Origin of the sequence: Sphingobium xenophagum (assembly GCF_002288285.1) — a bacterium.
In the GTDB taxonomy this organism is placed as follows: Bacteria; Pseudomonadota; Alphaproteobacteria; order Sphingomonadales; family Sphingomonadaceae; genus Sphingobium; species Sphingobium xenophagum.
This window is the reverse complement of the sequence record NZ_CP022745.1, coordinates 2284178-2309932: the sequence shown is the minus strand read 5'-3', so window position 1 is coordinate 2309932 and position 25755 is coordinate 2284178. Positions and strand designations below refer to the sequence as shown.

At 61.7% G+C, this 25755-nt stretch carries 26 protein-coding genes, 1 tRNA gene and 1 pseudogene; 20 read left to right on the top strand and 8 right to left on the bottom strand.

Annotated elements, in window-relative coordinates; genetic code table 11:
- Window positions 1-3 precede the first annotated feature (3 nt).
- The 11 genes from CJD35_RS11410 to CJD35_RS11365 all read left to right on the top strand — a co-directional run bounded on the left by CJD35_RS11410 (window position 4) and on the right by CJD35_RS11365 (window position 10255).
- A complete protein-coding gene (locus tag CJD35_RS11410) occupies window positions 4-627 on the top strand; it encodes a hypothetical protein (RefSeq protein WP_174703645.1) in 624 nt (207 codons plus the stop codon).
- A gap of 1 nt (window position 628) precedes the next feature.
- On the top strand, window positions 629-1039 hold the full coding sequence (locus CJD35_RS11405; protein ID WP_095687044.1) for a DUF6950 family protein: 411 nt from the start codon (window positions 629-631) through the stop codon (window positions 1037-1039).
- Entirely contained in the window at window positions 1032-3341 is a 2310-nt protein-coding gene (locus CJD35_RS11400) for a phage tail protein (protein ID WP_095687043.1), read from the top strand. The genes CJD35_RS11405 and CJD35_RS11400 overlap by 8 nt, the downstream gene beginning before the upstream one ends.
- Complete coding sequence (locus tag CJD35_RS11395; protein WP_095687042.1) at window positions 3338-3841, top strand: hypothetical protein; 504 nt, start codon at window positions 3338-3340, stop codon at window positions 3839-3841. Before CJD35_RS11400 ends, CJD35_RS11395 begins: the two co-directional genes overlap by 4 nt.
- A gap of 15 nt (window positions 3842-3856) precedes the next feature.
- Window positions 3857-6202 (top strand): hypothetical protein, encoded by a 2346-nt coding sequence (locus tag CJD35_RS11390; RefSeq protein WP_095687041.1) that lies wholly within the window; start codon window positions 3857-3859, stop codon window positions 6200-6202.
- 142 nt (window positions 6203-6344) lie between these two features.
- Complete coding sequence (locus tag CJD35_RS11385) at window positions 6345-6788, top strand: hypothetical protein (RefSeq protein ID WP_244917184.1); 444 nt, start codon at window positions 6345-6347, stop codon at window positions 6786-6788.
- 25 nt (window positions 6789-6813) lie between these two features.
- Window positions 6814-7497 carry an N-acetylmuramidase domain-containing protein gene (locus tag CJD35_RS11380; RefSeq protein ID WP_095687206.1) on the top strand — a complete coding sequence of 228 codons (684 nt, stop codon included), beginning with the start codon at window positions 6814-6816 and terminating at the stop codon, window positions 7495-7497.
- Window positions 7494-7679, top strand: coding sequence for a Pam3-gp28 family putative phage holin (locus tag CJD35_RS11375; protein WP_095687039.1), 186 nt, complete (start codon window positions 7494-7496; stop codon window positions 7677-7679). The genes CJD35_RS11380 and CJD35_RS11375 overlap by 4 nt, the downstream gene beginning before the upstream one ends.
- Before the next feature lie 106 nt (window positions 7680-7785).
- A complete protein-coding gene (locus CJD35_RS22410) occupies window positions 7786-7941 on the top strand; it encodes a hypothetical protein (RefSeq protein ID WP_157742303.1) in 156 nt (51 codons plus the stop codon).
- On the top strand, window positions 7938-9473 hold the full coding sequence (locus CJD35_RS11370; protein WP_095687038.1) for a hypothetical protein: 1536 nt from the start codon (window positions 7938-7940) through the stop codon (window positions 9471-9473). The genes CJD35_RS22410 and CJD35_RS11370 overlap by 4 nt, the downstream gene beginning before the upstream one ends.
- Window positions 9470-10255, top strand: coding sequence for a hypothetical protein (locus tag CJD35_RS11365; protein WP_095687205.1), 786 nt, complete (start codon window positions 9470-9472; stop codon window positions 10253-10255). The genes CJD35_RS11370 and CJD35_RS11365 overlap by 4 nt, the downstream gene beginning before the upstream one ends.
- Window positions 10256-10276: 21 nt before the next feature.
- Here the strand turns inward: CJD35_RS11365 and CJD35_RS22405 are convergent, their stop codons facing one another.
- Window positions 10277-10522 (bottom strand): hypothetical protein, encoded by a 246-nt coding sequence (locus CJD35_RS22405; protein ID WP_157742302.1) that lies wholly within the window; start codon window positions 10520-10522, stop codon window positions 10277-10279.
- 78 nt (window positions 10523-10600) lie between these two features.
- On the opposite strand from CJD35_RS22405, the gene CJD35_RS11360 reads away from it, so the two are divergent.
- On the top strand, window positions 10601-11245 hold the full coding sequence (locus tag CJD35_RS11360; protein ID WP_095687204.1) for an SOS response-associated peptidase: 645 nt from the start codon (window positions 10601-10603) through the stop codon (window positions 11243-11245).
- Window positions 11246-11326: 81 nt separating this feature from the next.
- Window positions 11327-12181 (top strand): WYL domain-containing protein, encoded by an 855-nt coding sequence (locus tag CJD35_RS11355; RefSeq protein ID WP_095687037.1) that lies wholly within the window; start codon window positions 11327-11329, stop codon window positions 12179-12181.
- Window positions 12182-12236: 55 nt separating this feature from the next.
- On the opposite strand, the gene CJD35_RS22730 is transcribed toward CJD35_RS11355, so the two are convergent.
- Window positions 12237-12512, bottom strand: a complete 276-nt coding sequence (locus CJD35_RS22730) for a hypothetical protein (protein ID WP_167383150.1) — start codon at window positions 12510-12512, stop codon at window positions 12237-12239.
- A 58-nt stretch (window positions 12513-12570) separates the two neighbouring features.
- Between CJD35_RS22730 and CJD35_RS11345 the strand changes: the two genes are divergently transcribed.
- The 7 genes and pseudogenes from CJD35_RS11345 (at window position 12571) to CJD35_RS11315 (ending at window position 19673) form a co-directional block, all read left to right on the top strand.
- The gene (locus CJD35_RS11345; RefSeq protein WP_095687035.1) at window positions 12571-13455 is read left to right on the top strand and encodes a DNA adenine methylase; all 885 of its coding nucleotides are present in this window, start codon (window positions 12571-12573) and stop codon (window positions 13453-13455) included.
- Between the two features lie 79 nt (window positions 13456-13534).
- On the top strand, window positions 13535-14575 hold the full coding sequence (locus CJD35_RS11340; RefSeq protein WP_095687034.1) for a S1 family peptidase: 1041 nt from the start codon (window positions 13535-13537) through the stop codon (window positions 14573-14575).
- A gap of 98 nt (window positions 14576-14673) precedes the next feature.
- Window positions 14674-15435 (top strand): annotated as a pseudogene (locus CJD35_RS11335) (glycosyltransferase family 2 protein); the annotation flags it as partial.
- Entirely contained in the window at window positions 15432-16535 is a 1104-nt protein-coding gene (locus CJD35_RS11330; protein WP_095687033.1) for a hypothetical protein, read from the top strand. The pseudogene CJD35_RS11335 and the gene CJD35_RS11330, both read left to right, overlap by 4 nt.
- 57 nt (window positions 16536-16592) lie before the next feature.
- Window positions 16593-17507, top strand: coding sequence for a sulfite exporter TauE/SafE family protein (locus CJD35_RS11325; RefSeq protein WP_017182574.1), 915 nt, complete (start codon window positions 16593-16595; stop codon window positions 17505-17507).
- On the top strand, window positions 17507-18265 hold the full coding sequence (locus tag CJD35_RS11320) for a TIGR02186 family protein (RefSeq protein WP_017182573.1): 759 nt from the start codon (window positions 17507-17509) through the stop codon (window positions 18263-18265). The genes CJD35_RS11325 and CJD35_RS11320 overlap by 1 nt, the downstream gene beginning before the upstream one ends.
- A 91-nt stretch (window positions 18266-18356) precedes the next feature.
- The gene (locus CJD35_RS11315) at window positions 18357-19673 is read left to right on the top strand and encodes a DUF3422 domain-containing protein (protein ID WP_017182572.1); all 1317 of its coding nucleotides are present in this window, start codon (window positions 18357-18359) and stop codon (window positions 19671-19673) included.
- 11 nt (window positions 19674-19684) lie between these two features.
- Here the strand turns inward: CJD35_RS11315 and CJD35_RS11310 are convergent, their stop codons facing one another.
- The 6 genes from CJD35_RS11310 to CJD35_RS11285 all read right to left on the bottom strand — a co-directional run bounded on the left by CJD35_RS11310 (window position 19685) and on the right by CJD35_RS11285 (window position 25702).
- On the bottom strand, window positions 19685-20671 hold the full coding sequence (locus CJD35_RS11310; protein WP_017182571.1) for a threonine ammonia-lyase: 987 nt from the start codon (window positions 20669-20671) through the stop codon (window positions 19685-19687).
- Window positions 20672-20808: 137 nt separating this feature from the next.
- Window positions 20809-20884, bottom strand: a tRNA-Ala gene (locus CJD35_RS11305).
- Window positions 20885-20968: 84 nt separating this feature from the next.
- Window positions 20969-21421, bottom strand: a complete 453-nt coding sequence (locus CJD35_RS11300; protein ID WP_017182570.1) for a MaoC family dehydratase — start codon at window positions 21419-21421, stop codon at window positions 20969-20971.
- Window positions 21422-21660: 239 nt separating this feature from the next.
- Window positions 21661-23613: an acetyl/propionyl/methylcrotonyl-CoA carboxylase subunit alpha gene (locus CJD35_RS11295; protein WP_017182569.1), complete on the bottom strand. Its 1953-nt coding sequence runs from the start codon at window positions 23611-23613 to the stop codon at window positions 21661-21663.
- Complete coding sequence (locus tag CJD35_RS11290; protein WP_026002292.1) at window positions 23610-23999, bottom strand: endonuclease domain-containing protein; 390 nt, start codon at window positions 23997-23999, stop codon at window positions 23610-23612. The genes CJD35_RS11295 and CJD35_RS11290 overlap by 4 nt, the downstream gene beginning before the upstream one ends.
- A gap of 101 nt (window positions 24000-24100) precedes the next feature.
- Window positions 24101-25702, bottom strand: a complete 1602-nt coding sequence (locus CJD35_RS11285; protein WP_017182567.1) for a carboxyl transferase domain-containing protein — start codon at window positions 25700-25702, stop codon at window positions 24101-24103.
- Window positions 25703-25755 lie beyond the last annotated feature (53 nt).

Here is a 25755-nt window from a genome sequence, read left to right as displayed (position 1 = left end):
TCCATGAGGCGCGTGCGGCTGAGCGGCCTGCTGAAGCTGGAATTGCGCGACGGCCGGACGATCCGACTGTGTGACGGCGGCTGGGTGCCATGGGCGTCGGAAAAATATATCGCGCGTGATCCGACCTTCGGCATCATCGGGTCGATGGAGGCATTTGAAGAAGGGGTTGGCGACGAGGTTCCTGCCTTCTCGCTCACCTTCCTGCCTGCCAGTACCACCGCTGCGGTCGACCTGGCTGCACCGGGAATGCAGGGATCGCGGCTGCGGATCTGGATCGCAGAACTGGACGATATGACCGGGCAAATCATCGGAACGCCGGATCAGCAGTTTGACGGGCAGATGGATCAGGTGCGGCTTGTCACTGGACGGGCAAAGCGGGAACTGCCGATGACGTTCGTTCCGCGCGGTGAACGCTTCTTCAACTCGAACGACGGCAACACCTTGTCGTCGGCCTTCCATAAATCTGTTTTCCCCGGCGAGCTGGGCGAGGACAATGCGACCGGCCTGACCTCCGCCGTCGCATGGGGCACCGAGGCCCAGCCCGGCTCCAATGGCGCGGGTTCGGTCATCTATCCCAGCGCCGGCTGGTCCAATTACGCTAACCTGGTGAGGACGCAACTTGCCTGAGATGACACGGCGCGTAGAGGCGACCCGCAAGACGCTGAGCAAATATGCGCGCCCGTTCAGCTGGCGCGGGCGCGCGACATGCCTTCATATGGCGCGGACACAGATGCGCAACATGGGGCACCGCCCCCCGTCCATCCCTGATTTCCGGTCAGCACTTGGCGCGCGCACGGCCCTGAAAAAGGCAGGGTTCGCGACTGTGGCCGATCTGCTCGACAGTCTGTTGCCGCGCATCAGCCCCGCGCAGATGTGGGTCGGCGACCTGGCGCTGTTGCCCGGCGACGATCTTTTCGATTCGATCTGCATCAGCGACACGGTCGGCAAGCTGGTGGGCTGGCATCAGGATGATTCGAGCGGCGTGAAGCCGCAGCTTGTCCTATCCCTTGATCATGTGATCGGGGCCTGGCGTGTCTAAGACCCTGCGCACCGTCGCGGTGATAGCGGGCGCTGTAGCGCTGGTCGCGGCGACCGGCGGTGCCGCACTCGCGGCACTTGCGCCCGCTGGCATGGCAGGGACAGCCACACTGGCCGGCGTCTCTGCGGCGACACTCACCACGGTCGCAACCGTTGCATCGGTGGCGTCCACCCTCGCCTCGATCGGTGCGCAGCTGACCGCCAAGAAGCCGCCGGCGCGCGGCACCATCAATCAGGTCATCATCGCCGCGGAACCGCCTTCGCCCTATGTCATCGGCCGCACCTATAGCGGCGGTGTCCTGCGCCACGATGTCGGCTATGGCGCGACGCTGAAGAAGGTGAAGAACCCCTATCGGGGCATGGTGCTGGTCTCTTCGGTCGCTGGTCCGCTGCTGGGCCTGGAGGCCTGCTATATGGACTATGCCGCCATTCCTTTCAGCGGGGGCGCGGCGACCGGCTATTATAGCGGCTTCCTCTATCGCGACGTGCGCAACGGCCTGGCTAGCGAAACGGCGCTGACACCGCATTTTGCCGGGATGCCGAACTGGTCGTCGGCGCACAAGCTGTCGAGCAAGGCCGCAATCCTGTGGAACGGCAAGTTCGACAAGGATGGCAAGCGGTTCGCGTCGGGATGGCCCACGTCGGGCGCGGTGTGGGAGGGTGTCATGACCTATGACGCCCGCCAGGACAGCAGTTATCCCGGTGGATCGGGCGCACACCGGATCGCGGACGAAACGACGTGGGCATATTCGCAGTGCCCCGGACAGCACGCGCTGGCCTATGTGCTGGGCCGGTTCCGCAACGGCAAGAAGGTGTTTGGCGTCGGAATGCCGCCCGATGGCATCATCGTGCAGGATTTCGTCACCCTGTCGAATATCTGCGACGCAAACGGGTGGAAGGTCGGCGGCGTTCTCTATGAGCCGGGCGACCGCTGGGCCAATCTGAAGCGCATCCTGGAAGCCGGCGCAGCGGAACCGATGTGGCGCGGGGGCAAGCTGGGGCTGCGGTTCAACGCGCCGCGCCTGTCGCTCTACACGTTGACCGCCGACGATCTGGCCGATGAGGATGTCGACGTCACGGCGCAGCAGACATGGGCCGCCCGGCTGAACGGCATTCGGCCGAAATATCGGTCGGAGGCGAACAAGTGGGAATATGTGCAGTCTGACCTTGTCAGCATTTCCAGCTACGTCACGGAAGATGGCGAGGAGAAGATCGAGGAACAGCAATATGACCTGATCCAGCAGAAGGACCAGGCGGCGCAGATCGCAGCCTACAAGCTGCTGAACGGCCGCGAACTCGCGCCGATCGTCGTACCCTGCAAGCCGCATATGCGGCATTTCGGGCCGGGCGACATGCTGACCCTGGACCTGCCGGACCATGGCCTGGGAGGCATCGACGCGATCATCCTCAAGCGCCAGATCGATCCGGCGCGGATGGTCGTTACCTTTACATTCATGTCGGAACGCGGGGCCAAGCATGATTTCGCGCTGGGCCGCACCGGTACCGCGCCGCCGACGCCCGCGCTGACGACCGGCGAGGATCGCGACGACATCGCCACGGAAATCGTGCGCGGCGCCGACGGTTTTTCGATTGCGCCCGCAAGCTGGGTGAGGGCCGTTGCCAGTACCTATGCCGGGACACCGAAGGCCGGGCAATTCCCGATCTCCGTCGACTATCTGGTCTATCAGGGGTCAACCGACATCACCGCCGATCCACTAACGACCTATGCTCTGACGAGCACCAGCAACATGATAGCCTCTCTCGGCGGCGCGAATAATCAGACGCTCACCGTCGACGCCATCACTGCCGACCGGGCGCAGGCAAAGATTTCCATCAGCTATAACGGCACTATTATAGCTGTTGCCGACGTCCAGATGACGAAGGTGCGGGATGGCGATGCGGTCAACAGCGTCACCGATAACACGTTGAGCGTCAATAACAGTAGCAGCTATGGCAGTGCGAATGGCGGGCCGCTGACGCTGAACGCCGGGCCAGACGGGATGATCACGGCCAACGTGAATCTGGGCTATCAGGCATCGAGCGGATCGGGGATGCTGGCGGGCAAGCTCCAATATCGCGCAACGCCCGGTAGCGGCGCCTGGACAGATATGGCGCCGGAGACACAAGATCCTTACGGCGCCACTGCGGGCGAACCATCGGTTCTGAGCTTTTCGGCATCCGTCTCCGGCCCAACCTCCGCCGCAACCTGGGAGTATCAGTTGCTCACACGCCGCTATAGTGGCGCAGGAACGCTTGCCGCCATTTCGGGCGAAACAGCAATGTCGGTGGGCTGGACCGTATGAGCGAAAGGCCCACGCATCGCCTGAAAGCAGATGGATCGCTCGTCTATCCAGACGGTTATCCGGACAGCGCCATAGAGCCGCTACCCGCCAACTATTACAACGCGCGCGACCTGGCGAGTGCAGAAGAACGGCTGATCGCGGCTGTAGACAGGGAACGGGAGGCCCAACGCGCCGCTGTCATGACGCAGGGGGTGGGGCAATCCTATGCCTATGCGCAGAAGGCGCAGGAGGTGTACGACTATCGTAATGTGATCGGCTCGATGCTCGCCACTCTGACCGTACCGCAGCGCGCTGCCCGATACCCCTTCGCGATGGCTGAAGTCACCGCAACGGGCGAGAGCCTAGCGACGGTCATAAGCCGTTTCGAGGCGGGCATGGCATCATCGCGCACCAAAATCGCCAAGGTCGAGGCGATTGCTACCAAGGCCAAGCGTGCGATCCGCGCGGCATCCACGGCCAGCGCGAAGCAAGCCGCCTATGAAGCGGTGACCTGGAACTGATTTTCTTCAACTGAGGTGAAGCTGATGACCCTGGCGGGCCTTTCCCCCGCCGGTGCGCTGATTGTGCGTGCCGGCGAACCCTTTGCATTGCAGGTCGGATATGTCGATGAAAACGGCGACCTTCAGGACCTGACGGGTCGCCTGTTCGCGCTGGCGATCCGCTATACCGACCAGACGGCGCCATTGCTGACAATCAATGCCGAACTGGATGGGCAGGCAGTCAATGCCGTGGCGCTCGGGACGGCGGAACAGGCAAGCCAGATCTACGCGGCGGGCGTCACCCGGTCCCTGTCCTATGATTTCATGGAATTGACCGGCGGTGCGACGGCAAGTCGGCTGACCGAGCGGGTAGCGGTGCAGCCGGGATCAGAGATTCCCGGCGACCTGGTTCCGCAATATATGGATTTGCCCATGCTGAGCGTCACCGTGGCGGCCCAGCGCAAGCTGGTCGTCGAGCGCGGGCGGCCCGGCTTTGGTGCAGAGCGGCGGCTGTATGACGCGGGCCTGATCGATGAGCCGACCGTCGCGGCGATGGATGAGCGCTATCTCACCGCTGGAGCCGCAGGGGCCGCCGAAGCCGCATCGCTAGCGGAGATTGCGCGCGATGAAGCTTACACAGCCAGGGACGCCGCAGAGGTTGCGCGGGATGACAGTGTTTTCGCAAGATTTGGCTTCCCGAGCCGCGACGCGCTCCTCGAAGCGTTGCCCGTAATTTCGTTGATCACAAGCGACGGCCAGTCTGTAAGCGCTGCGGACTTGAGCTATATCCGCCAGAGCGGCGCGACAGCGATCCCCGATCTGCCCGGCTGGCTGCCAGCGGGCGATGTCTATGCGGGGCATTTCGGATTTGTGGGCGTCGGAACGCGCGAAGATACGCTCAAGCTGACGACCAGCGCCTTCGCCTATCTCCATTCGCTCGGCGGCGGCACGCTGCATTTTACAGCTGGCTTGTTCCGGGTCGGCAACACCAACAGCGATACAACCCGCATCGGCGGCAACTGGGATAACCAGGCCGGGCTGTGGGTGAAGCATGACAATATCCGCCTGAAAGGTGCAGGCGAGAATGTAACGATCCTTCAGCTGGCCGATGGCCAGGACGCCCACGTTCTCAAATTCGGTCAGCGCGTCGGCGCGTCGATCGCAGTCAAAGGTTGCGGTTTCAGCGACCTGACGATTGACGGCAATCGCGACAATCAGACGGCGGCTGATCAGGATGCGCTTTTCTGCAATTCCGGCGTGGATATTTCGACCGGCTGCACGGACTTCCTGGGCGAACGGGCGACTATCAAGGAATGCCAGTGGTACGGCATCGGCGTCCAGCGCGATGACTTCCACAATATCATCCTGCGCGATCTCACCCTTTTGCGTACCGGCTCCGATCTGGTTGACGGAAAAGGTGACGGCAGCAGGAATACTGGCAACGTGCTTGAAGGCTGTCGCGGCAGAGAATGGGGCCTTGCGGAGCCAGAGACAACATCGGCTGCATTCGACATGCGCTGTGGGTGGCTGGTATTCAACTGCGTCTGCGAGATCCTGCCGGACGATCCGATCACCTATGCGCGCGACGGTTTCCGGGTGCAGGACAGCGGCCTCGATCCTGATCCGACGCCCAAGCAGGGAACGGTTATCAGGGATTGCAAAGGCTTTGGCGGACGAAGCAAGACAACGACCATCAGCGGCAATGCCGGCGTGCGTGCAAAGACGCGCTGGGCGCGGGTATCGGGGGGCGAGTTCACCGGGTGGAACCATGGCAATGACGTGGCAAACCCGGATTGCTTCCTTTCTGAACCAATCCTGCTCAACAACTATATAGGTGCCTATTTCTGGCAGGACAGCTTTTCAGAGGTCGGGGCAGAGGCGGATCAACCCCGTATCCGGGTGGTCGCGCGCAATAATGTCTATGGCCTGTACCTCGAAAGCGTCGATAATGCGACGATCGACAGCGCACTTGTCAGTAATGATTATAATCTGTGGATCAGTGAGGGCTGTACTAACACGCGCGTCAATGGCGAGTGCTTCGGCGCGCTGGTCAAGAATTTTACTAACTTGGGGACCGGCACGACGTTGGGCAAGGTCGTCGGCATTACAAGCCGGTCGAAGCGTCTTGTGCAGATCCCCGTCGGATCTGTGGGTCTCGTAATCGGCTCCATCACGCATCAATTGGCTGTCACGCCAGAGCCCGACGATGTGACTTTCTCCTTCCCGTCCGGCAGCACCGTGAGTGACTACGGCTTAGACTTTTGGCGCGTCGCTTCTGTCACCGACACAACCATCAATTACGAAGTGATGGTGGCAAAGGCATCGGCAACACCTGGCGGCATCATGAACATGTCGCTCGTCACCCGCGCGCTTGAGTTTTGAGAGGCGCAAAACGGCTGCGTCCTGACAGCAGTCATCCTGGGCATGCTTTTCGATGCTGGTCAGCCATGCACCTGAACCGCGCTCAGACTGCGCGTAACGCCCTGATCGCGGAACATAGCAACCGCAGGTGAGGAGGATCGATATGAGTCCACAGCAGGGAGCAACGGCGATGTCGCCATGGGGTGAGGCGCTTGTCGTCAAATATGGGTGGATTTGGGTCGGGCTGACCTTCGGCTTTGCCGCCAAATACGCGCTGCTGATCAAGCGCGGGGTGCGGATCAAGCCTGCTTTGGTGCTGGCGGACATTCTCATCCTGCCGATGGTGGCGCTGATAGCCTATTGGCTGGTCAGTCAGGCAGGTGTGCGTGGCGAGGGCGCCGCGCTGATCACGGCCGGGGCGACGGTGGGCGCGGACCGTATCGTCAAGCTCTATACCGATCGCTTCGTGCGCGGGGTGAGCGACCTGATGATCGATGAGGCGGTGCGCCGCAAGTCGGCCATTCGCGAAGAGATGCAGACGGAATTGAGCGCGGAACGCACCCTTTCCGACATTGTCGCGGGCAAGCGCCCGATCGGCGGCGAATAGCATCATCCAAATTCCGGAGGAATATATGAACCACGTTGATCTTCAACGGCGGCTGTCATCGCTTGGTTTTTATCATGGCCAGATCGATGGCCGTATCGGCCCGCAAAGCAAGGCCGCGATTCTCGCCTGCCTGACAGATGGTCCCGACTATCCGGTGGATACGCGGGACATCGCTGTGGCCGCATCGATCCTGCGGGTGGAAGAGGCCAAGGTATGGGCCGTCTATGACGTCGAATCGTCGGGCGATGCCTTTATCGGTGGTCGACCGACGATCCTGTTCGAGCCACACCGGTTCAGCAAATCGACGGACCATCGTTTCGACAGAAGCCACCCTGCCCTGTCGTCGCGGACATGGAACCGCAAGCTCTATTCCCGATCGCAGGGCGGCCGGTGGGAGCAGCTGCTGAGCGCCGTCGCGCTGGACGTCGACGCGGGGTTCATGTCGGCCAGCTACGGTGCGTTCCAGATATTGGGCGAAAATTACGCCGTGTGCGGCGCGCCTGATCCATGGTCGTTCGCCTGGCGGCAGGCGCAGACGGAGGGCGACCAGCTGGACGCCTTCATCCGATTTATCGAGGGACGCGGGCTGACCGGCGCGCTGCGGCGCGGCGACTGGGCGGCCTTTGCGCGGGGCTACAACGGCACCGCCTATCGCGAAAATAAATATGACGAAAAACTGGCTGCGGCCTTTGCGCGGAGGATGAAATGAACGACGTCACCACTACACAAATCGCGGCCGGGGTGCGCCAGGTCGTGCTGATCGTGGGCGGCTATGCCATCGGCAAGGGCTGGCTAGGCGCCGACACGGTCGAGATGCTGGGCGCTGTCGCGCTGGTCGTCGTGCCGCTGGTCTGGGGGCAGATCATCACGCGCAAGCTGGCACAGAAGTGATGGCCAGCATCGGTTTCTTCATCGCGGGCTTCGTCAGCTTTCCGCTGGCGATCATCGCGGGCGCCGCGCCCATCGTCATTCGTGCGGTTCGGCGGGGGGTGGACTGGTGACCCGCCTCCTCCCCCTGCTGCTGTTGCTGGGCGGCTGCACCACGGTCCGCCCCTACGCCAACTGCCCCAACGCGAAGGCCGCCCTGGCGCTCGCCGAGCGTGTCATGGACCGTGTCTGCCTGTCGCCACTGCTAAAGGATAATGGCGAATGAAGAAGATCCTGCTTTGGGATATGCGTCAGCCCGGCTCCAACCCGGCGCGCCTCGAAATCGACGATGCCATCGCGTCCGCATGCGTCCGTGCCGGAGTGGCGACCGCTGCGGACCCTGCGGAAGCCGGTGCCCTCGGCGCTGGCGCGCCGATCGACCCTGCGAACCCGACCGAGATCGTGATCTGGTCGGGAGTGGCCCAACTCGTTCGTCGTGTTGTCGTGCCGTCAGCCGTGGCTGCGCTTGCCCTTGCCGCTGGAGTCGCCGTGTTGCCCGGTGGGGCGGTCATCGCAGGCGGCGCCTCCACGCCGGCCAAGTCCTGGCAGATCATCGGCCAATATAATGATACGGGTATTGGCCCGCAGGTCACGAATAGCATCACCGTCCGTGCGTTGACGACGCAGCGAGCCAAGCTGGCTGCCAACAATGTCACGGCGCTTCGCTGCTACGGGCAGGCCTATTATGTCGGCGGATCGGGCGGGCTGGAAATCGGCGTCGGCAATGACGTCCCAACCCGTGCGGCCGCACTACACGGTTCGACTTTGCTGGGCATGTCACCCACGCCGGTAGTCATCCCCAATGGTTCCGGCGCGACGCTGGTAACGGAGATCACCGGCCTTTCATTGTCGGCTGGCGCGGTGTTGGACCTGCAAAAAGAGCGGGTGCTGACATCTGGCCAGCAATCCGTGCAGACCATTCCCTATGCAGCAGGCACCTTGCCCCCTGGCGTCGGGCGCAGGGCAGACGACGGGTCCGGGGCCAGCGCGCTTGGGACTGCCAACCCATCGGGCCTATCGGCCGGTACATTGGAGGGAGGAATATGGCTCGCCTATGGTGAGCATCCTACCTACACATTCGGCGCGCTCGCCGACAGCATTTACTATAACAATACCGATGCCGCCCTTGGCGATGGCGGACTGATCGGTGCTGAAGGCCGCACTGCTGAGGGCGGCGGTATGTTGCGGCGTGGTTTTCGAGCGGCGGCGCTGGCTACGGGCATCGAAACGCCACTCATCATGATGGGCAGGCCGTCTGCGCAACTGTCAGTCTATCGCGCCAACAATGCAGCGCGGCGGCAGAAATACCCGTTTTTTAACACCCTCATCCTGCAACCTTTTACCAACGACTTCGACACGAGCGGTGGCAACAAGACCGTCGAGCAGATGAGGGTCATTTCCGAGGCCGAAGCGGCCGACTATATCGCCGCATATCAAGCGGGACCGAATGGCGGCATAATTCCCTGCCGGGTTCTGATCGCGTTGCCCCTTCCTCGCGGCGCGAATGTCGGGGCGCTGACTACGACACAGCAGCGCATCTCCGACTTTGTTGGCCTCGTCAAGGCAGGCGGCGTCGCCAATATTGCTGGCTACTATGATGTGAACAGCGTCTTTTCGATCCCCGGAGAGCCAGGGAGAATTGCAAATCCGGCCCAGTTCAACGCCGATTTGATCCATCCCGCGCCGTTGGGACATGCGGATGGATCGGCCTATTATTCGACCATGCTCCAGCAGCCGGTCCCGTGGATTCCGCTGTGACCATCGCCGCATCCCTGTCCCGCCGGCTGGCGGCGCTAAGGCCGGGTGACACGTTCGTGCTGCCCGACGGGGATATCATCGGCAATATCACCCTACCGCGCGCGCTGTCCGGGGCGAAAGGCAAGCCGATTACCATAAAGGGAGGCAAGAACACGCGTGTTTTCGGGACCGACAACCGGGCCGCGGCGATCGGCGGCGGTGGCTGCAAGTGGATGCTGCTGCGCGGGATCAAGACGGTTGGCGGCCTGAATGGCTTTCACTTCGGGCAAAATGGCGACGATTACGATCCGGCCAAGGTGATCGAGCAGATCTATCTGGTCGACTGTCATGCGATCGACCCGCTGGATGACTGCTTCAAGTTCAACGGAGGCAGCGAGGCGCACATGAACCTGTGTTCGGGGCGCGGCGGGCGTGATCAGATTGTCGACTTTCTGGGTATCCGGCGCGGGAGCATCCGGCGGTCCAAGTTTTCGGGCGCGACCTGTGCTATCACCTGCAAGGGCGGCTCACAGGCAATCGAAATCAGGGCCAATGATATCCGCAATTGCGTCGATGGCATCCACTATGGCGAGAAAACCGCGCCGCGCTGGCAGGCTCCATGGACCGATCGCAGCGCTGAGCGAATCACGATCGTCAATAATGACATATCGGTCACCGGCAACCCGATCGCGCTGGCCAAGGGCGCGGATGCGGACGTGGCGCAGCTGCTGCGCGATAACCGGCTGGCCACTTCAAAGCGCGCCAAGGGGCAGATGGCGCGGCTGGTCGAGGTCTATGGATAACCGCAATACGCCCGCGGCCTTTCATTCCTGCTCTCTCATTTCATGACCCTTTCGACGCAGCGCGGCGGCAAGATCGGCCAGTGCTTTGTCGAACGCGGCTTGCTTACCATATACCTGGATTGAAGTGCCTTGGCCTAACAGGGTGCCTTTTTGCACCGCAGTGATCCAGCAACACCAAAGGGTGCCACGGCTTTCAAACTCTGTCGTAAAAGCGATGCAGTGGTTGTTCCGCCAAAGGGCAAGGCGTGTTTGATCGACCTGTTCCATAAGAACGTAATGAGAACATCGGCGCGATTCGGGTCAAGCGCGTTGACAGGCGGCCTGTCGCAAACCACCTTCCCGACCATGTGCAATCGGGCTGAGCGCGGCGACACGCAGAAGGTGCTGCAACTGTTCGGCGCAAGGATCGGCGCGCGGTTCAATGAAGGGCCATTGGAGGTCCATCCCAAATCGCCGGGCAGCGTCGTGCGCATGGATGGCGACGGCCTGGTATTGGAGCAGATGACATGGGGCTTCCCGGTCTCGCTGCGCGGCAAGAGCGGTCAGCCGCTCAAGCCCAAGCCGGTCAATAATGCGCGCTTCGACAAGCTGGGATCATTCTGGAAGCGCTGGTCGGCGGAACCGCGCCAGCGCTGCCTGATCCCGACTGCGCGATTCGCGGAGGCTGTGGGCGAGCCGGGCCGCATGACAGAAACATGGCTCAGCGTGAAGGATCAGCCGATCTTTGCCTGGGCAGGGCTTTGGACGCAGAGCGACGAATGGGGCGCGGTCTATACCGGCGTGATGACCGACAATGCGCCGGAGCTCGCCGACATTCACGATCGGTCGCCGGTCATCCTCGATCCGCAGGATTGGAACACCTGGCTCACCGCGCCGCTGGAGGACCTATATCAGTTCGATCGGCCCTATCCGGCGGAGCGGATATCGGTTGATCACACGGATGCGCCGTGGTTTCGGAAGAAGGGGACAGAAGGCCCTTCGCTGCTTTGACCAACCACGATCGAGTTTGACGCGAGAAATCAATTGCAGCATCGAGATTGCGTGGCGGCTTGATCTCGAAGGGGCCAGACAATGAGTTTTCAAATCGTCATTACGGACGAGGATCGTCGGCGCTGGGACAAAAAACTCGCGGCTTTGTCGGTTGCGCCCCCAATTCCATCGATGCCCGCCAGCCTACCTGTTTCAGAGCATGATTATCCCGTGCCGGATCAGCGCAACTTCCTGCCCTATTATCTGGAAGGGCAGATGATCGAAATTGATTACTTGGACGCTAACAGTGCGCCGACACATAGGCGTGTTCGTTGCGGACGCTGCTTCACAGAGAATGCGCTGATCTATCTGCAAGGCTTCTGCCTTGAACGGCAAGCGTTGCGTGAGTTTCGCCTAGATCGCGTTCAATCACTGATTGTCATGGGGACGGGAGAGGTGTTCGAAGACGCCCGTCTTTGGCTCGAATCGTCAAACAGACTGGATGAATTGGGCGATGATCAGCGCAGTCAGAATACTGTCAGATTTGCCTTCCGCAAAGTGAAGTCGGCCGTTCAAATTTTGATGTTCTTGGCTCGCTATGACGGCACGTTGCATGCCGCGGAGACAGCGGTCGTCGACCGCTACATTGATCAATATTTTCGGAAGCCCCGCGCGCGCGATGTGGAATTGAAAATCAAGGGATGCCAGAGAATCGCAAGGGGATTGTTTCCCACCACTGAAGAATTGTGGGATGCATTGGGCAATTTGATAGAGGATGGTGAACCGCAGTGCGCATCGGTGCTGCTCTATATCGACGAAATTATTGCGTGCGACGGCACGACAATGCCGGCCGAAATCGATTTGCGGAACGCCATCGCACAGCTAGTTGAAACGGAAATTTCGGCGAGACGGGCTGTCAATCGGCTTTCAGGATTGATCGGACCAACCGCCGGATAGCTTCGGGGTGTGATGGTTTTAGAAAAAGGGGAGCGACGACCCTTCGCTGCTTTGATCAGTCAAGGTTGATACGGGGCACAAACTCCACTTGTTCGATCGTGTCGGCGATCAGCTTGAGGTCCGCACCGGTCAGGCCGCTATCATCGATAACGTCATCGTCATTCCAGCTATCTGCGAACTGGCGGAAACGAGACATCATAATCGCTTCGATCGACATATCGGTCGCCCTTCCATTGCAAAAAAACAGAAATTCCCAACCATATAATGGGCGGGGGTCTGAAGCGTTCCAGCGCTTCAAACCGGCGGACTCGACCCGCCATATCATCGGCATGCCTGCCGAATCCATCCCGCCACCCGACGCCGGGTGAGTGAACAGATATGGAACAGATATGTTTGAGTCGAGTCCGCTATTTGACGATTTTATAGAGCCGGTGTCTCCGCCGGCTGCTTATATCGGAGGCAAGCGCAGACTGGCGCGGCGTCTCACCCGCGCCATCGATATGATTCCGCACCAAAGCTATGGCGAAGTTTTTATGGGCATGGGCGGCGTCTTTCTTCGGCGCGGGCGGCGACCACGCGCTGAATATGTAAACGACTGGTCAGAAGATGTGGCGACATTCTTTCGCATCCTCCAGCGCCATTATGTCGCGTTTCTCGATATGCTTCGGTACCAGCTTACGACGCGTAGTAATTTCGAGCGGCTGATACGAGTTGATCCATGTACACAGACCGATTTGGAGCGGGCCGCCCGGTTCCTTTATCTCCAGCGTCTCGCATTCGGCGGGAAGGTCTCAGGGCGCAGCTTCGGCGTCGACGCGGCTAACTCCGGCGGGTTTGATGTGACGAAGCTGCAGCCAATGCTGGAACAACTGCACGAGCGGCTCGCGGGCGTTACGATCGAACGGCTACCCTGGTCGGATTTCATTCGTCGATATGACCGGCCCGAAATGCTTTTCTACCTCGATCCGCCGTATCACGGTAGCGAGGGCGACTATGGTGCTGGCATGTTTGATCGCTCGGAATTCTCCCGCATGGCTGATCAGCTACGCAGGATCGAGGGGCAGTTCCTTTTGAGCATCAACGATGTGCCGGAAATTCGTGAGACATTCTCCGGTTTTGCGATGGCGGCGGTCGACCTGCAATATAGCGTTGGCAATGGATCACCGGTAGATGCACGAGAACTCATCATTACAAACAGTCGTGATGTGTCAATCGAACGTCTGGTACCACTTCGCAAATTCGACGTGGACGGTGCTACTACTTCCAATAAGTGATAGCTGAAGGCAGATATTTCGGCATCGGGATTAGCTGCTTTATGTAGCGACCTTCGCGGTGAACTGATAGACTGCCGTCATGACAACTTCCAATGTGCCCACAGAAATTTTCGCCTACGGCAGCCACACGAAATCCATAATCAATCAGGCCGTGGCTGGTTCGTTTGCACCGTTTTCCAGCGATCTTCCTGGAAACGCTCCTTGGTCGATTAAGTATGCCAGGCGCGGAAATCTTATCTTGCTAACTTGGGCAGAGCTCGGCGCATCTTTTGTGAATGTGACAGGTACAATGCCTGAAGATGAAGTTAATTTCTTGATAAATGCTGCCGGTTCTCATCGTCGATATCATGACCTGAAAGGAAACGCGCTCATTGCTCCCTATTTTGGCCTTCGGCGATTGTTGTTATTGCTCGAAATTGTTGATGATCAGATTGACGTAGATAGTTGGAGTTCCGACGTAGTTGCTTGGCTAGCTGATAAACCATGGAGTGTTGCCCAAGATCATAATAGGCAGCGTGTGAAATATGCAGTGCCGCAGCCGCCAACTTGGGATGTTGAAACAATCGCAAATTCTTGTTGGGTCGTTGAAAGTGAGGAAGGATGCTCACAAGGAACTGCTTTTGCAATCGATGGAGGAAGGTTTGTAACTTGCCACCATGTTCTGCACGGTCCTGATGGTGAACCGTTTTCTGATCTAGTAATCTTTCAACCCAACAAACCGAGTGAGCGATACGAGATCGATGACGTACGATCAAATAAAATACTCGATATTGCAATGTTTCGATCTTCGGTCGCACCCGAATATATCCTGAAGTTGTCGCAAGACAAAGAATTTCGGGTCATGAGCCATGTGGCAGTCTGTGGTTTTCCGAATTTTCGACCGGGTCAGACGTGTAGTATTTCTCCCGGACTGGTAGTTGCTATTCGGCCATCAAAGGGCGGCATTCGGCGGCTACTAACAAATGCAGGAATTGTGGCTGGTATGAGCGGGGGGCCAGCTGTGTCCCACGAAAACACTGTGATTGGCGTGTGCGCGAATGGCGCTGCTTATATGCAAGATGTACGCGACACCGAAGATCAAGCAATTGTTCCGATCACGACCCTCGACCTGATTGGCTGACGAAGAATTGAGGGCCATATCGAATTTCGTTGGGCTTCTCAGCCATTTCAAACTCGGCAATCCGCAATCGGTTAATTCGCGACGATTTGTGTAATTCCGCTAACAGCCGATGTGCGGAAAGCCATGGGAAATATCTGACCATACGCGAAGCGCTGGGCGCGTCCGTGCCATCCGCCGGGGTCGCCTGCGCGTTCGAGCGGGACACGCTTGCAGCGCTCGCCCGCGATCCAGGCCATGGTCCGTTCGATCCGTCATCGCTGACGGAGGATTATGAAGCCGGCTTGCGGATTCGCGACAATGGCGGGCGCGGCATATTCGTCCGGATGCGCGACGCAGACGGCGAACTGGTTGCGACCCGCGAATATTTCCCGGACACGATCGACAGCGCCGTCAGACAGAAAGCCCGCTGGATCGTGGGCATTTCTCTGGCGGGATGGGACCGGATGGGTTGGCGCGGCGGACCGTTCGAATGGTGGATGCGCCTGCGCGATCGGCGCGCAGCCCTGTCCGCCTTTGTCCTGTTCGCCGCCTATCTGACGATCGCTCTATGGGGGATGCTCTGGCTCATCAGCCTCGTCCTGCCAATCCCGCCGCGGCCGCTGTCCCCCATGATCGTGGCGCTCCTGTGGATCAATGTCGGGCTGATGAGTTGGCGCGGCCTGATGCGCGTGCTGTTCGTGGGGCAGGCTTATGGCTGGCGTCACGGCTTTGGTGCAGTGCCGCGCACCTTCATCGCCAATCTCATCGCCATACTCGCGGCGCGGCGCGCCATCTTCCAATATGTGCGGTCCTTGCTGGGCCGTCCGCTTGCCTGGGACAAGACCCAGCATCGCTTTCCCGACATGCAGTCCGATCCATGATCGCAACCGCCAGTGGCCGTCCACTCCGTTTCTTTGGGCTATTGATGGTCGGCTGGATCGCGATCCGGCTGTGGAGCCAGCCGGAACCACCACTGCCATTGATAGCCCACCAGAAATTCGCGGCATCGGCAACCACGCGCCTGCCAGCGTCGCAACCCATAAGGTCGGGGAATAATGCCCCCGAATTGACCATGCCTTCACCGCACAAGACCTGGACAGTCCAGATGGCGTCCCTTGTGCCCCCGCCGGCCGTCGCGGTCATGGCAAATGCCCGTCTCCACCCGGTCCTGGCCAAGGGTCCAGCCCCGACCTACGCCCGCGTCCAAGACGCCATGCCGGTCGACCTGCTGAATTTCATCGCCTTTTCCATGGCCTTTGCCAACCGCCACTATGCGAGCGATTCGGATGCTAATTACGGCACTCCCTCCCCCGCGCCGCTGTTGCGCTCGGCGTCGACACGGCCGGATCGCTGGCATGGCAGCGCATGGATGCTGTGGCGGGACAATGGCACGTCACCGACTGATGCCGCCCTTGGTCGGCTGGGCGCGTCGCAGGCTGGCCTGCGCGTCGATTATGACCTGACCCCTTCGGCCCCGATCCGCACCGTCGCCTATGCCCGCGCGACCAGTGCGCTCCAGCGCCCGGCTGCCCCGGAAGCAGCAATCGGCTTTGCGATCCAGCCGGCGCGCACCGTCCCTGTCAGCCTGGCTGTCGAACGCCGGATCGCGCTGGACAAGCGAGCGCGCAACGCGATGGCGATCATGGCCGTGGGCGGCTTTGGCCCCACGCGGGTCGGAGGCGGGCTGGAGGCGGAAGCCTATGCGCAGGCAGGCATGGTCGGGCTGAACCAGCGCGACGCTTTCATCGACGGCAAACTCTCACTGCTAGCCCCGATCGACACGACAAGGCTGCGAATCGGTGCGGCCCTGTCCGGCGGAGCGCAGCCGGGCGTCGAGCGTGTCGACATTGGCCCGGAAATGCAGATTCGATTGCCATTGCCCAACATCCCCGCCCGCATTGCGGTCGAATGGCGGGAACGCATTGCCGGTCGCGCCGCGCCCTCGTCCGGCCTTGCGATCACCCTGGCTGCGGATTTTTGACGCTGGGCGCATCGCGCGCTTTCACTCGACACATTTTGCCACTACCCCGGTCGGGCCATGGATCTTTACCTGCCCATCGCCAATCTTTCGGTGAACGCGCTGGTCATTGTTGGCCTGGGCGGGATCGTGGGTCTGCTGTCGGGCATGTTCGGCGTCGGCGGCGGTTTTCTGACGACGCCCCTGCTCATCTTTTACGGCATCCCCCCCACCGTCGCCGCCGCATCCGCCGCGTCGCAGGTGACCGGTGCCAGCGTATCGGGTGTTTTCACCCATATATCGCGCGGCACTGTCGATTTTCGCATGGGCGGCGTCCTGATCGCCGGCGGCGTGGTCGGCGCCGGGCTTGGCGTGCTGATCTTTCGCCTGCTGCAATATCTGGGGCAGATCGATACGGTCATCGGCATCCTCTATGTGCTGATGCTGGGCGGCATCGGCCTGTTGATGGCCAAGGAATCGATTCAGGCGCTGATCGCGCTCAAGACCGGCAGGCGTCCGCAGGCGCGCAAGCGGCGGCACCACCCGCTCGTCGCGGCGCTGCCGATGCGCTGGCGCTTCTATCGTTCCGGCCTCTATATCTCGCCGCTCGCCCCGTTGCTGCTGGGGATGGCAACCGGCATCCTGACGATGCTGCTGGGCGTGGGCGGCGGTTTCATCCTTGTCCCAGCCATGCTCTATCTGCTGGGCATGACTACCCAGTCCGTGGTGGGCACATCGCTGTTCCAGATCCTGTTCGTCACCATGGCGACGACGATGATGCACGCAATGACGACCAAGGCCGTCGATCTGGTGCTGGCGATGCTGCTGCTGATCGGCAGCGTCACGGGCGCGCAGGTCGGCACGCGGCTGTCGATGACGATCCGGCCCGAATATCTGCGCGTGTTGCTGGCGCTGATCGTGTTGCTGGTCGCTGCGCGCATGGCGCTGGGGCTGGGCTGGCGGCCCGATGAAATCTTCACGATAGAGTTGAACTGATGCGGCGGCGTGACCTTTGGCGGCTGGCGCCGGTCCTGTTGCTCGGCGCGGCCACTGCGCCGCAACTGGTGCCAGACGTGTCGCAGCGCGACATCGATATCCAGTATAGTTTCACCGGCGCTGACCTGCTGCTGTTCGGCGCGATCGTCTATCCCGATGGCAACCGTCCGGAAAAGCCTGCCGATATCGTCGTGGTGCTCAAGGGGCCGGAACAGTCGATCACCATGCGCGAAAAACAGAAGGTGGCCGGCATCTGGGTCAATGCCGATCGCGCCAGCTTCCGGTCAGCGCCCAGTTTCTACGCGATGGCATCGTCCCGCCCGATCGACCGCATCGTCGACGAGCGCACCGCCGCGATATATGAACTGGGCGTCGACAAGCTGCAATTGTCGCCATCTTCGCTCAACGACAGCGCGGAAATCAGCCGGTTCCAGGAAGGGCTGGTCGATCTGCGCGAACGATCCGGCCTGTTCGTCGAACGGCCGGGCACGGTCGAAATCAGTGACGGCGTGCTGTACCGGGCGCGCCTGCCGCTATCGGCGCGTGTGATCGTGGGCGATTATACTGCGGAGACTTTTCTGGTGCAGGACGGGCGCGTGGTCGCCGCCGCCGTCCGCGACATTACGGTGCGCAAATCCGGCTTTGAACAGTTCATGGCCGTTGCGGCGGAAAAATGGTCCTTCCTCTACGGACTGACCGCCATCGCGCTGGCAGTCGGCATGGGCTGGGCCGCGGGCGCCATTGCCCGGCGCGTCTGACGGCGCTGGCCATCGCCTCTCATCCTTTGGCATGATCCAATTGCGCGGGCGCCTTTTGTCAGACTAGAAGCCGATCAGGGGGAGCAAAAACATGACCGACGACGCGCAGCACCGGGACGATCCTTTCACGGCGCTTCAACTGCGCGATCATCCCCTGCGCGCGCCCCTGTCGCAGGAAATGCATGTGCGTACCATGCCCCGGCTGTCCGCCCCGGCCCGCCTGCTGCAATTCGTCCTGCTGGTGGATGAGGACGAAGCGCGCGAGAGCAGCGGGGCGCTGGCCGCGCTGCTCGCGGCCCATGGCGTCACCGCCGATACTGGCGACCGCTTCCTGACCTGCCGCCTTGGCATGCTGGAATTTTCCTGCGAACGTCACACCGAATTCATGACGTACAGCTTCATCGCGGACGGCGATGGCGACCCTTTCGACCTGACGCCCTTTGCCGCGACGGCACAGTGGATCGCTGGCCTGCCGGGGCGGATCATCCGATCGACCCAGATCGCGCTGGTCAGGACGCCCCCGTCCGACGCCATGATCGCCAGCCATTTTGCGACCGATGACCTTATCATTTCCGACGTGGCGCAGGGCCGCGCCCGCATCTGGAGCGACTTTCGCCTGCACGCCAATGGCTTTGGTCGCCTGTTGATCCGCGACAATGGGCTGGCCGGTGCGGAGCCTTCGCAGTTGATTCAGCGGCTTCAGGAACTGGGCAATTATCGCAAGATGGCGCTGCTGGGCCTGCCCGAAGCGCAGCGGGCGACGCCGGTCGTCACCGCGCTGGAGCAGCGGCTGACCAATATCACGGCGCGCGTCGCGGAAAAGGACGCGGACGCCGACAGCGTGCTGGCGCAACTGTCCGCGCTCAGCGCCGAACTGGCGCAGATCGTCGCCCACACCCGTTATCGCATGAGCGCGACGCACGCCTATGCCGAACTCTGCTTCGACCGCATCCGGCGGCTCGACATGGCGACGGTGCGGGGGTTCCGATCGCTCGACGATTTTACCGAACGGCGGCTGCTCCCGGCGATGCGTACCTGCGACGCCTTCACCCGGCGGCTGGAGGACCTGTCGCAACGCACCGCCTGGACCAGCGCCATGCTTCGTACGCGCGTCGACACCGCGCTGGCGCGGCGCAATCGCGATTTGCTGGCGTCGATGGACCGGCGCACTGGCCTGCAACTGCGCTTGCAGCATACGGTCGAGGGACTGTCGGTCGTCGCGATCAGCTATTATGCGCTGGGCCTGTGGCATCATCTTGAAGCAGCGCTGGAACGCCAGGGCGCGCATCTGCCCGGCTGGATCAACATCGCGCTGTTGCCGGCCACATTGGTCACGGTATGGCTGGGCGTCCGGCAGATCAGGAAGGTGAAGCGTCCGCCCGCGCGTGGCGAGGCTGCACCGCACTGACAGTCCTTCGATCATCCGGCGATGATCTCCGCAAACATGGCTGGATCGACATTGCTGCCCGACATGACGACAACGCTCGCACCGTCGCATGGCGGTGCGAGGCCTGCGAGCATCGCCGCCAGCGCCACCGCGCCACCCGGTTCGACCACCAGCTTGAGCGTCGAAAAGGCAAAGCGCATCGCATCGCGCACCTGATCGTCGCTGACGGTCAGCCCAGCGGTCACCAGCGCCCGCATGATCGGCAGGGTCAATGCACCGGGGCTGGGCGAGAGCAAGGCGTCGCATATGGAACGCGCACCGGGCCCGACCTGTTCGCGCACGCCACTGATCAGCGACCGGGCGGTATCGTCAAAATCGCTCGGCTCGACGCTGTAGATGGCGGTGGCGGGCGACTGCGCCTTCACGGCGGTCGCGATCCCGGCGGTCAGCCCACCACCGCCGCAACACACCAATATCTGGCCGACCGACGCGCCCGCCGCATCCGCCTGCGCCAATATTTCCAGTCCGGCTGTCCCCTGCCCTGCGATGATATGAGGATCATCGAAGGAGGGCACGATCGTCGCGCCCCGATCATTCGCCAATTGGGTCGCTATCGCTTCGCGGCTCTCGCGATGGCGGTCATAGGTCACGACGTCTGCGCCCAGCGCGCGGGTGTTGGCCAGCTTGATCGCGGGCGCGTCCACGGGCATCACGATGGTCGCGGGGATGCCCAGCAACCGGGCGGCGGCGGCCACGCCCTGCGCATGATTGCCCGATGACCAGGCAACGACGCCAGCGGCACGTTCTACCGCATTTAGCCGGGCCAGCCGGTTATAGGCCCCGCGAAATTTGAACGATCCGGTATGCTGTGCGCCCTCGAACTTCAGGAAAACCCGGCGGCCAGCCAATGCGTTGAGTGCCGCATTTTCAAGCAAGGGCGTGATGATGGCGGCGGGCGCGATGATGCGGGCGGCATCGGCGACGTCATGGGCGGTGATGGCGAAAGATGCGTTGGACATGGACTGATCCCCCTATTGCTGCCGATCTAGTGCGGCAGGGCCGACCGGAGAAGGGCCATTGCCGCCAGAATGGAGCCGGGGACAAACGGGAAAAGCCGGACTTCGCTGCTGCGCGAAATCCGGCTTTTCGGGAATATTGGTGGAGCCTAGCGGGATCGAACCGCTGACCTCGTCATTGCGAACGACGCGCTCTCCCAGCTGAGCTAAGGCCCCGATGTGCGCGGCTATAGGCGAGGGAAATCGGGCTGGCAACGGTCTTTTGCGCAAAATATTGGCCATGACCCGCCCGATCATCGCTCAGGCCGTCGCCTTCTTGAGCAGCGCCATGCGCAGGCATTGGCAGGTGATTTCGTCGCGCTGATTGATCAGGCGATGGGTGAAAGTGACGATTCCCGCGTCCGGGCGGGACCGGCTTTCCTTCAGGTCCGTGACTTCGGATTCGCAGCGCATGGTGTCGCCGATGAATACCGGCTTTGGCATGACGAGCTTGTCATAGCCCAGGTTCGCGACCAGCGTACCGAGCGTCGTGTCGCCCACCGACAGGCCGATCATCAGCGCGAAGGTGAAGGTGCCGTTGACGAGAATCTGGCCAAATTCCGAGGCTTTGGCGGCTTCCGCGTCGAGGTGGAGCGGCTGGGGATTATGGGTCATCGTCGTGAAGAGGAGATTGTCCGTCTCCGTCACGGTGCGGCGGATGTCATGAGCGATTCTGTCGCCGATGGTCCACTGGTCGAAATAGCGTCCGGCCATTTTTGCCCCCTTTTTGGGTCTAACTTTTCGATCTTCGCCCATATGAACGATGGGATTTAATCGAAAGTTTAGCGATTACAGTTGGTTATAGCAGATGGAAGTCCGGTAGGACAGCGGGCTGCCCGTCTCTCTGCCCAATAGGACATACGGCCCGTTCGTTTCGAGCGAAGTCGAGAAACGGCGCGCATGGGTTTCTCGACTTCGCTCGAAACGAACGGCGGGAGGGCGTGATGCGCGCCTTACCCTTCCGCCTTCTCGATCTTTGCCAGCAGCACGCCTTCGCTCACCTGCCCGCCTTCGCTGGCGTTGAGTTCGGCCACGGTGCCGTCGAAGGGGGCGATGAGGCTGTGTTCCATCTTCATGGCTTCCAGCGTCAGCAGTTTCTGCCCCTTGACCACTGCGTCACCCGCCGCGACCGACACGGAAATGATGCGGCCCGGCATCGGCGAGAGGATCGCGCCGTCGGAGGCTGCGCCTGCGGCCGCGCCATCGGTGCGGGCCACCTCAAATTTCCAAGTCTGCCCTTGAGTTGCCGCCAAGATCGCGCCATCCGACGGCGTGAGCGAGAACCAATCCGCGTCCTGCAATCTCTGCACTACATCCCGTCCGACTCCGGTTGTCGCATTGAAGACATTCTGCCGGTCCTTGAGGCGAACAGCCAACTGAGGCACCCCATTGAGACGAAATCCCCTCAATTCCGTTGGCAGAGACCTATCAACCAGAGCGTCAGCGACAAGCTCCAGCAGACCCTCTGGCGGCTCCAGATCATACACCACATCCTCACCTAGTTGCTCGATCAGCCCGGTGTGAACCGCCCCTGACGTGAAGTTGGGATCGACCAGCAAGGCGTGCAGAAACGTGGCATTGGTTCGCACAGGCCATGCCTCTACGCGGCGGACGAGGTTAGACAATCCGCGCGCCGCATCACGGCGACTATCGGCCCACCATATCAGCTTGGCGATCATCGGGTCATAAAAGGGAGAGATGTCGCTGCCTTGTTCGACGCCCGTTTCGATGCGCGGATAGCCGCAATAATTGAGCGTTTCCAGACTGCCAGTAGAAGGCGCGATATAACTGTATGGATCAAGGCTACGGGGGATGGAAAAATGTTCCAGCCGCCCTGTGCTGGGCAAAAATCCGGTCGCCGGATTTTCAGCATAAAGCCGCGCTTCCATGGCGTGGCCGTTGATGCTCAGTTCCTCCTGCCGCTTCGGCAGCGGTTCGCCCGATGCTACGCGGAGTTGCCATTCGACCAGATCGACGCCGGTGATTTCCTCGGTCACGGGATGTTCGACCTGAAGCCGGGTGTTCATTTCCATGAACCAGATGCGGTCGGCGCGCAGCCCTTCCGATCCGTCGGCGATGAATTCGATCGTGCCTGCGCCGACATAGTCGACCGCCTTGGCGGCGCGGACCGCGGCTTGGCAGATGGCTTCGCGGGTGGCGGCGTCCATGCCCGGTGCGGGTGCTTCCTCGATCACCTTCTGGTGGCGGCGCTGGAGCGAGCAGTCGCGTTCGAACAGGTGGACGACATTGCCGTGCGTGTCGCCAAACACCTGCACCTCGATATGGCGCGGGTTGGTGACCCATTTTTCGAGCAGGACGTGGTCGTTGCCAAAGCTGGACGCCGCTTCGCGCTGGCAGGAGGCGAGTGCGTCGGCGAAATCGGCGGGACTGTCGACCTTGCGCATCCCCTTGCCACCGCCGCCCGCGACTGCCTTTATGAGGACGGGGTAGCCGATGGCGTCGGCCTGCGCGGCCAGATGAGCGGGCGACTGGTCCGCGCCCAGATAGCCGGGCGTGGTGGGGACGCCGGCGTCCTGCATCAATTGCTTGGCCGCGTCCTTGAGGCCCATGGCGGTGATGGAGGACGGGTTGGGGCCGACCCAGATCAGCCCCGCGTCGATGACAGCCTGCGCAAATTCGGCGTTTTCGGACAGGAAGCCGTAGCCGGGGTGGATCGCCTGCGCCCCGGTCTGCAGGGCGGCGGCGATGATCCGGTCACCCAGCAGATAGGATTCGCGCACCGGGGCCGGGCCGATATGGACGGCTTCGTCGGCGGAGCGGACGTGGAGCGCCGTCGCGTCGGCGTCGGAGTAAACGGCGACCGTGCGGATGCCCATCGCACGCGCGGTGCGGATGATACGGCAGGCGATTTCGCCGCGATTGGCGATGAGGAGGGATTGGATCATGGCAGGCGTCCTTCTACCTCCCCGAAACGGGGAGGGGGACCAGCCGAAGGCTGGTGGAGGGGTTGGCGCTCACGGCAGGCGGAGACAATGGCGATGACGACCATGTCGACCGATTGCAGCACTTCTCTCGCGGGAATGCGAATTGTGTCGAACCCGCGCCCGCGCATATGAGCATCGCGGACGGAGTCGCTTTCCGGTTGATCGCCGCGATTATGAACTTCGCCGTCGATTTCGATGGCAAGCCGTGCGGACAGGCAGGCGAAATCCAGACTGTATGGGCCGATCGGGTGTTGGCGGCGGAACTTGAAGCCGCCGGGGCGCTGGCGCAACGCGCGCCACAATATCACCTCAGGAAGATTGCCGGAGCGTCGTTCGCGCCTTGCCATCCTGATCGTCGCGGAGGTGGTGTTGAATGCCCCTCCACCACCCTTCGGGCGGTCCCCCTCCCCGTTCCGGGGAGGTATGGCGTTGTCCTGCCTCACCCCCATCACATCCGGAACACGCCGAATTGCGCCCTCTCAGCCACCGGCGCGTTCAGCGTTGCGGCGAAGGCCAGGCCCAGCACGTCGCGGGTTTGCGCGGGGTCGATAATGCCATCGTCCCATAGCCGCGCGGTGGCGTAGTAGGGATTGCCTTCCTCTTCATATTTCTGGCGGACCGGCGCCTTGAAGGCTTCGGCGTCTTCCGGCGACCATTTGCCTGCGTCGCGGTGGACGGTGGCGAGGACGGATGCGGCCTGTTCGCCGCCCATCACGCTAATGCGGGCATTGGGCCAGGTGAAGAGGAAACGGGGCTGATAGGCCCGGCCGCACATGCCGTAATTGCCCGCGCCAAAGCTGCCGCCGATCAGCACGGTGATTTTGGGCACCTGCGCGGTGGCGACGGCGGTGACGAGTTTCGCGCCATGCTTGGCGATCCCCTCCGCCTCATATTTGCCGCCGACCATGAAGCCGGAAATATTCTGGAGGAAGAGCAAGGGTATCCGTCGCTGGCAGGCGAGTTCGATGAAATGCGCGCCCTTTTGTGCGCTTTCGCTGAACAGGACGCCGTTATTGGCGAGGATGGCGACGGGCATGCCCCAGATATGGGCGAAACCACAGACGAGCGTGGTGCCATAGAGCGGCTTGAATTCATGAAATTCGGAGGCGTCGACGATGCGGGCGATGACTTCGCGCACATCATAGGGCGCGCGGACATCATCGGGAATGATGCCGTAAAGGTCGCTCGCGTCATATTTGGGCGGGCGGGGTTCGCGCAGATTGAGGTCCGGCTTGCGGTCTGATTGCAGGGTCGAAACAATGTCGCGGACGATGGTGAGCGCATGATCGTCATTATCGGCAACATGATCGACCACGCCCGATTTGCGACCATGCAGGTCACCACCACCCAGATCTTCCGCAGAGATGACTTCGCCGGTCGCCGCCTGCACCAGCGGCGGCCCTGCCAGGAAGATCGTGCCCTGGTTGCGGACGATGACGGTTTCGTCGGACATGGCGGGGACATAAGCGCCGCCCGCCGTACAACTGCCCATGACGCAGGCGATCTGGGGTATGCCCTGCGCCGACAGGTTGGCCTGGTTATAGAAGATGCGGCCGAAATGGTCGCGGTCTGGGAATACCTCCGCCTGATTGGGCAGGTTCGCGCCGCCGCTGTCGACCAGATAGATGCAGGGCAGCCGGTTTTCGAGCGCGATTTCCTGCGCACGCAGATGCTTCTTCACGGTGACGGGATAATAGGTGCCGCCCTTTACCGTGGCGTCGTTGCACCCGATCATGACCTGCCGACCGGCGACGCGGCCAATGCCTGCGATCAGGCTCGCGCCGGGGACATCATCGCCATAGAGGCCGTTGGCGGCCAGCTGGCCGATTTCCAGAAAAGGCGAACCGGGATCGAGCAGCCGCTCGACGCGGTCGCGGGGTAGGAGTTTGCCGCGCGCCACATGTTTGTCGCGAGAGCTGGCGGACCCGCCGGCTGAGGCCGCCGCAACCTTGGCGCGCAATTCCTGCGCCAGCGCGCGGTTATGCGCAGCGTTATTGCGGAAGGCTTCGCTGTCGGGGAACAATTTGGTGTCGAGGACCGGCGCGCTCATGCCCTTGCGCTCCCGCGCCCGGTGGTGGCAGTGCGGTTCCCCCTGCCCTGTTC

Bases quoted from the DNA above. Each gene is read 5' to 3' on its own strand.
- CJD35_RS11410 (WP_174703645.1), top strand. From the start codon at position 4: ATGAGGCGCGTGCGGCTGAGCGGCCTGCTGAAGCTGGAATTGCGCGAC.
- CJD35_RS11405 (WP_095687044.1), top strand. From the start codon at position 629: ATGACACGGCGCGTAGAGGCGACCCGCAAGACGCTGAGCAAATATGCG.
- CJD35_RS11395 (WP_095687042.1), top strand. From the start codon at position 3,338: ATGAGCGAAAGGCCCACGCATCGCCTGAAAGCAGATGGATCGCTCGTC.
- CJD35_RS11385 (WP_244917184.1), top strand. From the start codon at position 6,345: ATGAGTCCACAGCAGGGAGCAACGGCGATGTCGCCATGGGGTGAGGCG.
- CJD35_RS11380 (WP_095687206.1), top strand. From the start codon at position 6,814: ATGAACCACGTTGATCTTCAACGGCGGCTGTCATCGCTTGGTTTTTAT.
- CJD35_RS11375 (WP_095687039.1), top strand. From the start codon at position 7,494: ATGAACGACGTCACCACTACACAAATCGCGGCCGGGGTGCGCCAGGTC.
- CJD35_RS11370 (WP_095687038.1), top strand. From the start codon at position 7,938: ATGAAGAAGATCCTGCTTTGGGATATGCGTCAGCCCGGCTCCAACCCG.
- CJD35_RS22405 (WP_157742302.1), bottom strand. From the start codon at position 10,522: ATGGAACAGGTCGATCAAACACGCCTTGCCCTTTGGCGGAACAACCAC.
- CJD35_RS11360 (WP_095687204.1), top strand. From the start codon at position 10,601: ATGTGCAATCGGGCTGAGCGCGGCGACACGCAGAAGGTGCTGCAACTG.
- CJD35_RS11355 (WP_095687037.1), top strand. From the start codon at position 11,327: ATGAGTTTTCAAATCGTCATTACGGACGAGGATCGTCGGCGCTGGGAC.
- CJD35_RS22730 (WP_167383150.1), bottom strand. From the start codon at position 12,512: ATGCCGATGATATGGCGGGTCGAGTCCGCCGGTTTGAAGCGCTGGAAC.
- CJD35_RS11345 (WP_095687035.1), top strand. From the start codon at position 12,571: ATGTTTGAGTCGAGTCCGCTATTTGACGATTTTATAGAGCCGGTGTCT.
- CJD35_RS11340 (WP_095687034.1), top strand. From the start codon at position 13,535: ATGACAACTTCCAATGTGCCCACAGAAATTTTCGCCTACGGCAGCCAC.
- CJD35_RS11330 (WP_095687033.1), top strand. From the start codon at position 15,432: ATGATCGCAACCGCCAGTGGCCGTCCACTCCGTTTCTTTGGGCTATTG.
- CJD35_RS11325 (WP_017182574.1), top strand. From the start codon at position 16,593: ATGGATCTTTACCTGCCCATCGCCAATCTTTCGGTGAACGCGCTGGTC.
- CJD35_RS11320 (WP_017182573.1), top strand. From the start codon at position 17,507: ATGCGGCGGCGTGACCTTTGGCGGCTGGCGCCGGTCCTGTTGCTCGGC.
- CJD35_RS11315 (WP_017182572.1), top strand. From the start codon at position 18,357: ATGACCGACGACGCGCAGCACCGGGACGATCCTTTCACGGCGCTTCAA.
- CJD35_RS11310 (WP_017182571.1), bottom strand. From the start codon at position 20,671: ATGTCCAACGCATCTTTCGCCATCACCGCCCATGACGTCGCCGATGCC.
- CJD35_RS11300 (WP_017182570.1), bottom strand. From the start codon at position 21,421: ATGGCCGGACGCTATTTCGACCAGTGGACCATCGGCGACAGAATCGCT.
- CJD35_RS11295 (WP_017182569.1), bottom strand. From the start codon at position 23,613: ATGATCCAATCCCTCCTCATCGCCAATCGCGGCGAAATCGCCTGCCGT.
- CJD35_RS11290 (WP_026002292.1), bottom strand. From the start codon at position 23,999: ATGGCAAGGCGCGAACGACGCTCCGGCAATCTTCCTGAGGTGATATTG.
- CJD35_RS11285 (WP_017182567.1), bottom strand. From the start codon at position 25,702: ATGAGCGCGCCGGTCCTCGACACCAAATTGTTCCCCGACAGCGAAGCC.